This window comes from Yoonia sp., from assembly GCF_017854415.1.
GTDB lineage: Bacteria > Pseudomonadota > Alphaproteobacteria > Rhodobacterales > Rhodobacteraceae > Yoonia.
In genome coordinates this window covers 1-9,158 of sequence record NZ_JAFMHR010000121.1, presented here as the reverse complement: position 1 = coordinate 9,158, position 9,158 = coordinate 1, and the positions used below count along the sequence as shown (strand labels likewise).

The window sequence follows — 9,158 nt, the reverse complement described above, 5'->3', positions numbered from 1 at the left end:
AAAACGCGATCACCACAAGGTAGACGCCCATCACAGGGATATCGACAAAGCGGATGGATTCCAAAAACAGCAACCCCATACCGGGCCATTGAAAGACGGACTCTGTCACAATGGAAAATGCGATAACGCCGCCGAACTGCAATCCAATGATCGTGATGACTGGCACCATGGTGTTCGCTAGCGCGTGCTTGAAATAAAGCCGCCGCATCGGGACACCGCGTGCAGTTGCAAAGCGGATGTAGTCCGATTGCATCACGTCCATCATCTCGGCGCGGACAAGCCGCATCGTGAGCGTTAGTTGATAAACACCAAGTGTGATTGCGGGCAGGATCAGGGCGCGCCAGCCGTCGACTGTGAGGAACGAAGTTTCCCAACCTCCCAAGTTCACAGTGCCGCCGCGCCCAAACGTGGGCAGCCAGCCAAGCTGCACGCCAAAGAAGAAAATCAGAATGATGCCGATGACAAATGTAGGGATGGACACACCAACAAGCGTCAGCATCAAGATGGTTTGCGTGGCAATCCCGCGTGGCCGCAAGGCGGTGTAGACCCCCGCAGGAATACCCACAAATAGCGAGATCAAAAGGGCAACGATACCAAGCTCCAGCGTTGCGGGAATGCGCGTTGCGATCATCTCTGCGACGGGTTGTCTGGTGCGGTATGAAAAGCCGAAATCGCCCTTCAGCATGTCACCTGTGAACCGGGCAAATTGATAAATAAAGGGGTCGTTCAAACCAAGGTCTTCGCGCAGGCGTTCCTGGTCTTGAACCGATGTCTCTACCCCTGTCATCTGAGTGATTGGATCACCCACGAACCGGAATAAGGAAAAGGCCAGAAAGGCAACGGCCAGCATGACAAATACCGACTGAACCAGTCGCTTTGCGATGAAATATACCATTGCCTTTCTGCTTTTCTATCTGCGCTTAGTTTACTGTGACCCAGCGCAGCATGAAGAAGTTATCGGCCCGCTGTGTCAGGTAGATGTTATCTTTGGCAGCCCAAATAAGTGGTTGCGTATAAAGCGGAATATAAGCGACTTCTTCTTGGGTGATTGCCACGATCTCATCGATCATCGCTTGGCGGGCAGCAGGGTCAATTTCTTGCTGGATCAGCGGCAGCAATTCATCAACGCGGGCGTTGGAATAATTACCAAAGTTCCATGACCCAAGCCGTGCTTCATCATCTTGCGTGTGCAGCAAAAAGCGCACGGGATGTTCCATATCAAACGTACCGGGTGACCATCCAAGAAGATACATGTCGAAATCATCTTCGCGCAGCTGCGGCCAGTAATCGCGCACCGGACCGGTGGACAATTCAGCGTTCAAACCAACAGCCGCGAACATGGACGCGGCCGCACGGCACAGTGCTTCATCGTTGATATAGCGGTCGTTGGTGCATTTCAGGCCAAAGCTGAAGCCGTCTGGATAGCCCGCCTCGGCCAGCAATTCTTTTGCGCGGTCTGGATTATAGTCGGGACGCGATTGGTTCGCTTCGGAGTAACCAGAAATGCCTGCAGGAACCAACTGGTTTGCCGCTTCGATCTTACCGCGAAATAGCACGCGGTCGATGGACGCCATATCGATTGCATGGGCCGCCGCAAGGCGGACGCGCGGATCTTGGAACGGGTTCACATCAGTCACGTCGTTCGAGTACAGCAGCGTGTCATGTTCATGACCAAAGCCGAACATGATAACGCGGGTTTCTTCACCCTCAAGAACGTTGAAACCCTCACGGCTTTCGACTTGTTCGACGTCTTGCAGCGGGATCGGCTGAATGAAATCAATGTCGCCGGACAAAAGCGCCGCAAGGCCTGTGGCAGAGTTGCCAATCGGCGTAAAGGTCGCCTCTGTCACGTTGTGCGCGGCCTCGTCCCACCAGTTGGCGTTGGGTGTCAGAACGGTTTTGACGCCCGGATCACGGCTGGCCACGATAAACGGACCTGTGCCATTCACATTCAGCGTGGCAAAGTTTTCCGCATCGCGTGCGGGCAGAGCCGCGTCATTAGAAGTCGCCCAATCCGCATCTAGGATCATGAAGTTTGCGATAGAAGACGGGAACAACGGGTTCGGCGCAGACGTCACGAAATCAATGGTGAAATCATCAACAACGCGCACTTCGGTGACGGGCGCAAACCATGACCGAACATCTGCGGCCTCGTTAGAGGCACGCTCGTAGGAAAACATCACATCGGCTGCAGTAAACGCAGCGCCGTCCTGGAATGTCACACCTTGGCGCAGATTGAACCGCCAGCCGTTTTCGCCCTCGAGCGGCACCCAAGATGTGGCCAATGATGGCTCAATCGACATGTCCTGTCCGCGGCGCACAAGGCCTTCGTAAATGTTGTTCAGGAACGACAATACGGGCGCGGAATTTACGGCATGCGGGTCCATCGTCTGTGGATCGGTTGTTGATGCCCAATTGAAACTTTCTGCCTGCACACCAAGTGCGGCAAGTGAAAGCGCCCCACCAAGCACGAATGATTTTCCAAAACCGCGGCTCATTATGACTTCTCCTAAATGTTTGTTGCCATGAACCTGCGCTTTATGAAGCCGAGGTCAAGGTCGTTTCACGGGGCGAGAATTCTGACGGCACTTCAATCAGCGGCGCGCTTGATCATTTTCGACCGCGCAGTGCCCCGTATCCGGTCACTGTCCGATCCAGCATTTCGAGAAATTCCTTGCTTCGGAGCCGTTTTTTCTAATCATTGTCGCCACGGACTCTGCATTACAGAGCAGCATGACGCAATTGCGTGGCATTACCGCGCTCAAAGCAGAGTGTGAGCGGCCGCGACCGGCCCAATAAAAAAAGGCCCTTACTGGGTATTCATTTCAAACTGGGAGGACCGATATGAACCTGAGACCTGACCCCACATTTCATGCATCGCCAAAACTTGCGATGGAAGCGCCAATAGAGAATTATGCATTCACCGTCATGTTAAGCCCTGATGGATCGCAGTCGGACGGCATTGCTGTCATCGACCTAAAACCTGGATCAGACACCTACGGCGAGATTGTCCATCAGGTGATTGTTCCCAATAAAGGCGACGAATTTCACCACTTTGGCTGGAACGCCTGTTCGTCCTCGTTGTCGCCCATGTCCGGACATGCGTTTCTTGAGCGGCGCTATTTGATCGTTCCCGGCATCCGCTCGTCCCGCATTTACGTGGTAGACGTCAAAGACCCGCTCAAGGCGCATATCCACAAGACAATTGAACCTGAAGAGCTGTTTGCAAAGACAGGTTATTCACGCCCGCATACGATCCACTGCGGCCCAGAAGGCATATATGTGTCTTGTCTTGGCGGCGGCGGCAAGGATGGTACTGATGGCCCTCCGGGTATCTTTATCATGGATTGCGAGACGTTCGAGATCATCGGCCAATACGAGATGGACCGCGGCAAGCAGGACAAACACTACGATTTTTGGTGGAACCTGCCACAGGACTACATGGTTAGTTCCGAATGGGGTCTTCCGCCGCAGTTCGAAAACGGAATCGTACCCGAGGATTTGCTGTCCAACAAATATGGCCACTCTATACACTTTTGGGATCTGCGCGCGCGCAAGAATATCCAGACGATGGACTTTGGCGAAAATTATCAGATGGCCTTGGAAATTCGCCCAGCGCATGATCCGACAAAGTCATATGGCTTTTGTGGCGTCGTGGTCGATACGACCAATCTGCAGGGCGCAATTTTCACGTGGTGGCGTGATGATGATGGGGTTTGGCAGTCCAAGAAAACAATCACAATTGATCCCATCCCTGCTGATGCGGACGACTTGCCTGACCTGTTAAAAGGCTTTGGTGCAGTGCCGCCGCTGGTCACTGATATCGACCTGAGCCTTGATGACAAATACCTCTATGTGGCCTGCTGGGGCTTGGGCGAGATGCATCAATATGATGTCACTGATCCGATGAACCCTGTGCTTGCAGGCAAGGTGGAACTTGGTGGCATCGTTGCTGATACCAAACATCCGAACGGCAAAGACTTTGCCTTTGGCCCGCAGATGGTCGAGATCAGCCGCGATGGTAAACGCGTTTATTGGACCAATTCGCTTTATTCCACATGGGACGATCAGTTCTATCCGAATGACGAAGGTGGTCAGATGGTGATGGCTGATGTTGGCGAAAACGGGGGGCTGACGTTGAATAAAGACTTCTACATCGACTTCCCCAAGGGCCTGCGGTCCCACCAAATCCGGCTGGAAGGCGGGGATTGTTCAACTGACAGCTTCTGCTACCCGTCCGTCTAGACGTTCGGGATCTAAATGATTGCTGAAATGACATCTGTGACGGCCCTTTGGTGGGCCGTCCTTTTTTCAGGCTTCTATCATGGCGTGAACCCCGGCATGGGTTGGCCCTTGGCGGTATCCGCAGCATTAATGGAACGTGACCACAAGGCATTGCCGCGCGCGCTTGCCATGCTGGCCCTTGGGCATTTCTTGGCGATGATCGCCATTCTACTGCCCTTTTCGCTGATGATTTTTCTTGTCTCTTGGGAAGTGGAAATCCGCATCGGTGCGGGTTTGTTAGTGATTGCGATGGGCATCTATCTGTTGATCAACCGCAGACACCCGAAATTCTTGGCGCGAGTGCATCCGGCACGACTAGCCCTTTGGTCTTTCCTGGCCGCGATGGCCCATGGTGCGGGGCTGATGCTCGTTCCCATTTATCTGGGCATTTGCGCAATTGGTGCTGACGAAGTCGGCCACCTCGCTGCACAGGCGTTAATGGGTAATAACATCATCACAGCGTTTAGCGTGGCAGCGATGCATACGCTGTCGATGACCGTCGCGGGCGGTGTGATTGCGGTGATTATCTATGCGTGGCTTGGGCTGAAATTCCTCTCTAGGACATGGTTCAACCTTGACGTTGTTTGGGCGCTTAGCCTCATCCTTGTCGGTCTGTTTGGCATCTATTCCGCCTACTTTGGTCACTAAAAACAAGACTGAGATGAATGCAACAATCACGGGACTTTGCCCTCACAAACAAACCTCACCGCGTTATGCCATTTGCGGGGTCATGTCCTGTGGTTCTGCCGTCATACCCATAAAGTTTTGATCGCGAAAAATCGTCGCCATTTGCGCCATAACGACGTCCTCGACCCGTTCAAGCGGTGTGATTTGCCGCACCACTGCAAGCTCTGCCAGTTCAGGCCCGGCAATCGCAATATCAGCGTACGAAGGGCCTGCGGCAGGACAAATCAAATCATCAATGCTTAATGCGAGTGGCGCGAGGTCTTCAGCCTCATGGACTGTGCGGCGGTTCACGCGCGCAATCGCTTCGTCAAGATTGGCCACGGCAGACATCGCCAACTGGCCCAAAACATATGGTGCTGTCCCCGACCCCGCCAAGGCGTAAAGACACGGGATCAGATCATAGAGTTCATCCGTATCGGCACCATCACGGTCGGTGAGCATTATAACACTCAGGTACGGGCTGCGTCGTTCGCCAGACAAAGCGATAGAATGGGTCAACTGCCCATCAAATCGTTCATCCATGACCAGCAGGTCAATTGTATCAACACGGATCAGCGCATGCGCCACGGCCAAGGTTTCAACACAGAGGATCTGAAACCCTTTGTCGATTAGTACGCGCGACGTCGCACATGCGGCGGCGGCATCTTTTTGCAAAATAAGAGCTTTCATCGGATTCTCCTGATATATGAGCAGCTAAGGCGAGCTTAGGCCGCCAACTCTTAAATATTGCTGAAAAGCCACAGGATTATTTAGACAGGCTTGGCCCCTGCCCCCGATGGGCCTATAGAGCAGTGACAATATCAAAGGGCGATAGCGATGCGCACAGCGACGATCACACGCAAAACGGCAGAAACGGATATCTCCGTGACCATCAATCTTGATGGCACCGGCCAGTATGACAACCAAACCGGCATTGGTTTTTTCGACCATATGCTGGACCAGTTGTCACGGCATGCGTTGATCGACATGACCATTCGCGCGTCCGGTGACTTGCACATCGACGATCACCACACCGTCGAAGACGTGGGCATTGCATTGGGTCAGGCGCTGACCCAAGCGCTGGGTGATAAGCGTGGCATCAACCGCTATGGCAGCTGCCACCTTGCGATGGACGACGCGCAGGTCCGCTGTGCGCTGGATCTGTCTGCCCGACCATATCTGATCTGCAATCTGGACCTGCCGTTTGGCAAGATCGGCACATTCGATTGCGAATTGGTGCGCGAATTCTTCCAAGCGCTAAGCACGCATGGCGGCATCACATTGCACATCGACAAGCTGCACGGCTTTAACGCCCACCACATCGCCGAGGCCGCATTCAAGGCGGTCGCCCGTGCGCTGCGCGAAGCGGTTGAAACAGACCCGCGCAAGGCCGATGCGATCCCATCTACCAAAGGCAGCCTATGACCACCGCACTTGTTGATTACGACAGCGGCAATCTGCATTCGGCCCAAAAAGCGTTTGAACGTATGGCCGTCGAAGTGGGCGCTGGCCCGATTGTCGTGACCTCTGATCCAGATGTCGTGGCGCGTGCAGACCGGATTGTCTTGCCAGGTGACGGCGCGTTCCCGCATTGCCGCGCAGAATTGTTTGCCCGCACAGGATTGGCCGAAGCGATAGTCGAGGCCGTGACCGTACGCGCGCGGCCTTTCTTTGGCATATGCGTGGGCATGCAGATGATGGCGACAATGGGTCATGAGCATGAACCAACGGTAGGTTTTGACTGGGTGGCAGGCGATATTCGCAAGATTACCCCCGCTGATCCCGCGTTGAAGGTCCCTCATATGGGGTGGAATGATCTGGTGATTGACCACCCCCATCCAGTGCTGGACGGTATCGCGTCAGGTGATCATGCTTATTTCGTACACTCCTACGCCATGATAGTGACCACTCCGGCGCACCGATTGGCGCACGTGGATTATGGCGGCGATATTACCGCAATGATCGGGCGTGACACGATGATCGGCACGCAATTTCACCCAGAAAAAAGCCAATCTGCAGGATTGCGCATGATCGGCAATTTTCTGCGCTGGACCCCCTAAAACCGCAAGTCTTTGTTTTTTATCAAGATATGCGTCCAAAAACTGTCGGCATCGCGTCGGACGCCAACGCGCTATCTGGTCATCAATCATTAAGCCTGCTTTTATATACCCAAGACTAAGAAACCGTCACAGGACCGCGCATCTGCGCCTTAAAAGAGATCTGTTCATGCCCAATCGCCGCTACTTCATGATGATGGCACTCAGTGCTTTGGCCGCCTGTGGAGGCCGCAATGATAATGACGCGCGCCCTGCTCGCCCTGTCAGTCGCGCCCGTGATCTTCCACTGCACCCCAATGAAACACCCGCGCTGCGTCGGCTGATCAATGCGGCGGCTACACGTCATGATATTCCGGTCTCATTGCTTCACCGTGTGATTATCCGCGAGAGCACGCATAATCCAAGCGCGCGCAACGGGCCATATTATGGGCTGATGCAGATTTTGCCGCAGACCGCGCGGACGATGGGGTATAGCGGATCAAATCGCGGATTGTTGGATGCTGAAACGAACCTGAAATACGCAGGAAAATACCTGCGCGGTGCATGGTTGGTGTCAGGCGGCGATCAAGATGCAGCCGTAATGTGGTATGCACGCGGGTATTACTACGAGGCCAAGCGTCTGGGATTGTTAGAGGAAACAGAGCTGCGGTAAACATTCACTTCGTTTGACCGAAGGCCCAAAACCAGTTTTGGCGCTCTACACCTCCAACTCGGCACAATAAACGGCTCGGCTGCGCTCACCAATTGTCGGAATGCCATTGACGATATTCATATCCGGAAGTCGCAGTCTCGTCTGTGAGGTACATTCCTAAAACTGACAAGGAGCCCACCCACCCTTCTTTGTCTGTTCAATGCTTTGGTGGAGTTGCCGCCAGTGCACCCCAATATCCTGTTTCAAGTTAGCAGGGCCACGTTGCCCGCAGCGCCGGCAATTGTGACTTTGGTCGCGGTATCGGCGGGCTCCCAACGGAGTTTAGCCGAACCCTGCTGATTTAACCAAGCGGATTGATGAATATCAAAGCAGGGCAATGCCCGACGCATATATATTCATTATCTAGCATACGTATGAAAGGATGAGACAATGAAATGGACTTTTCTAGCCGCAATAGCAATTGCACTAGGCACTATCGTTCCCGTCATGAGCTACGCGCAAGACCAGACCCAGGATCGCCTGCAGGAATGTGGCAATCTGAATGATCAGGATTGCGCTGATTTGCTGAGAATTCGAGAGCAACTAATGGATTGCGATGGCGTGACGTCGGACGAATGTGCTGCTTTATTGCGTGAGCGTGAGCGTCTGCAGACCTGTGTCGATGGCGATCAGGATCGTGACCGAGATCGGGATCAAGATCGCGATCAGGACTGTGAGCCCGCCCAAGATGGTTCAGGTGGTTCGGGCAAGAACTGAGAATGCAGGAGAGGTGCGCTGGCGGGGTCAATCCGAAAGGGTTTGTCACTCCGGTAACGTAAGTTGAACAAAATCAAATCGGAGAGCGAGGATGACAAATAACCTTATGGCCCGCAGCTTAGTTACGGCAACCATGGTAATTGCTGCGCTTGCGTCCGGGACAGCAGTTCTGGCGGATGACGATAGCAACAATAACGAAAGCGTCCGGATTACACCCTTTGGTTTCGGCACTTTCGGAGGCATGAACATGATGGCCCTGCCTATCGACTACGACTTGGATGGAGCCGTCAGTGCCTCTGAGGCATCTTTGCACGCAAGTACTGGGTTTTCCCTGCTTGATGGTGACGCAGATGGGCAGATTTCCGAGGATGAATACTTGGACAGTGCGCCTGCGGCCTTGCCAAGAGGTCGCCGCAACGTCGAACGGCTATACCTGAACAGGCGTGCGCGTTTTGCGGCAATGGACGCCGACAATGATTCTAATGTGACGTTGGCCGAGTTCATGGCGACGGCGCAGGCAAGCCATGAAGCCGCTGATGCAGATGGTGACGGCACGGTCACCGTCTGGGAATTCCGCATGCAACGAAGTCCCTTTTGAAACACTAAAGACCCCTGCACAGCGGAGGCCCTTTCAAGTTAAAATTAGGTTTACCCCACGCGCGCCCAGTTCTGGCTGGAACACAGCAACCCACCTGCAACGCAGCCACGCAAGCGCAGCGCATCGCCGCTTACATCCATCTTAC

10 protein-coding genes and 1 pseudogene are annotated in these 9,158 nt (G+C 53.9%); 7 read left to right on the top strand and 4 right to left on the bottom strand.

What is annotated here, in order from left to right; translation table 11 throughout:
* Both QZ197_RS12765 and QZ197_RS12760 read right to left on the bottom strand, forming a co-directional pair.
* The coding region (locus QZ197_RS12765) for an ABC transporter permease (protein ID WP_296432401.1) at positions 1 to 895 on the bottom strand (895 nt) is incomplete at its 3' end.
* 25 nt (positions 896 to 920) lie between these two features.
* Positions 921 to 2,498 (bottom strand): ABC transporter substrate-binding protein, encoded by a 1,578-nt coding sequence (locus tag QZ197_RS12760; RefSeq protein WP_296432400.1) that lies wholly within the window; start codon positions 2,496 to 2,498, stop codon positions 921 to 923.
* A gap of 346 nt (positions 2,499 to 2,844) precedes the next feature.
* On the opposite strand from QZ197_RS12760, the gene QZ197_RS12755 reads away from it, so the two are divergent.
* Positions 2,845 to 4,245: a selenium-binding protein SBP56-related protein gene (locus tag QZ197_RS12755; RefSeq protein ID WP_296432398.1), complete on the top strand. Its 1,401-nt coding sequence runs from the start codon at positions 2,845 to 2,847 to the stop codon at positions 4,243 to 4,245.
* A gap of 15 nt (positions 4,246 to 4,260) precedes the next feature.
* On the top strand, positions 4,261 to 4,932 hold the full coding sequence (locus QZ197_RS12750; RefSeq protein ID WP_296432396.1) for a hypothetical protein: 672 nt from the start codon (positions 4,261 to 4,263) through the stop codon (positions 4,930 to 4,932).
* Positions 4,933 to 4,995: 63 nt separating this feature from the next.
* Here the strand turns inward: QZ197_RS12750 and QZ197_RS12745 are convergent, their stop codons facing one another.
* Entirely contained in the window at positions 4,996 to 5,640 is a 645-nt protein-coding gene (locus QZ197_RS12745) for an imidazoleglycerol-phosphate dehydratase (protein ID WP_296432395.1), read from the bottom strand.
* Between the two features lie 147 nt (positions 5,641 to 5,787).
* On the opposite strand from QZ197_RS12745, the gene hisB reads away from it, so the two are divergent.
* The 5 genes from hisB to QZ197_RS12720 all read left to right on the top strand — a co-directional run bounded on the left by hisB (position 5,788) and on the right by QZ197_RS12720 (position 9,013).
* Positions 5,788 to 6,375 (top strand): imidazoleglycerol-phosphate dehydratase HisB, encoded by a 588-nt coding sequence (hisB, locus tag QZ197_RS12740; protein ID WP_296432393.1) that lies wholly within the window; start codon positions 5,788 to 5,790, stop codon positions 6,373 to 6,375.
* Positions 6,372 to 7,010 (top strand): imidazole glycerol phosphate synthase subunit HisH, encoded by a 639-nt coding sequence (gene hisH, locus QZ197_RS12735; protein ID WP_296432392.1) that lies wholly within the window; start codon positions 6,372 to 6,374, stop codon positions 7,008 to 7,010. Before hisB ends, hisH begins: the two co-directional genes overlap by 4 nt.
* A 166-nt stretch (positions 7,011 to 7,176) precedes the next feature.
* Positions 7,177 to 7,659 carry a lytic transglycosylase domain-containing protein gene (locus QZ197_RS12730; RefSeq protein WP_296432391.1) on the top strand — a complete coding sequence of 161 codons (483 nt, stop codon included), beginning with the start codon at positions 7,177 to 7,179 and terminating at the stop codon, positions 7,657 to 7,659.
* Positions 7,660 to 8,088: 429 nt separating this feature from the next.
* On the top strand, positions 8,089 to 8,415 hold the full coding sequence (locus QZ197_RS12725; protein ID WP_296432390.1) for a hypothetical protein: 327 nt from the start codon (positions 8,089 to 8,091) through the stop codon (positions 8,413 to 8,415).
* A 91-nt stretch (positions 8,416 to 8,506) separates the two neighbouring features.
* Entirely contained in the window at positions 8,507 to 9,013 is a 507-nt protein-coding gene (locus QZ197_RS12720) for a hypothetical protein (protein WP_296432389.1), read from the top strand.
* Between the two features lie 50 nt (positions 9,014 to 9,063).
* Here QZ197_RS12720 and QZ197_RS12715 read toward each other — a convergent pair.
* A pseudogene (locus QZ197_RS12715) lies at positions 9,064 to 9,158 on the bottom strand (DUF2147 domain-containing protein); the annotation flags it as partial.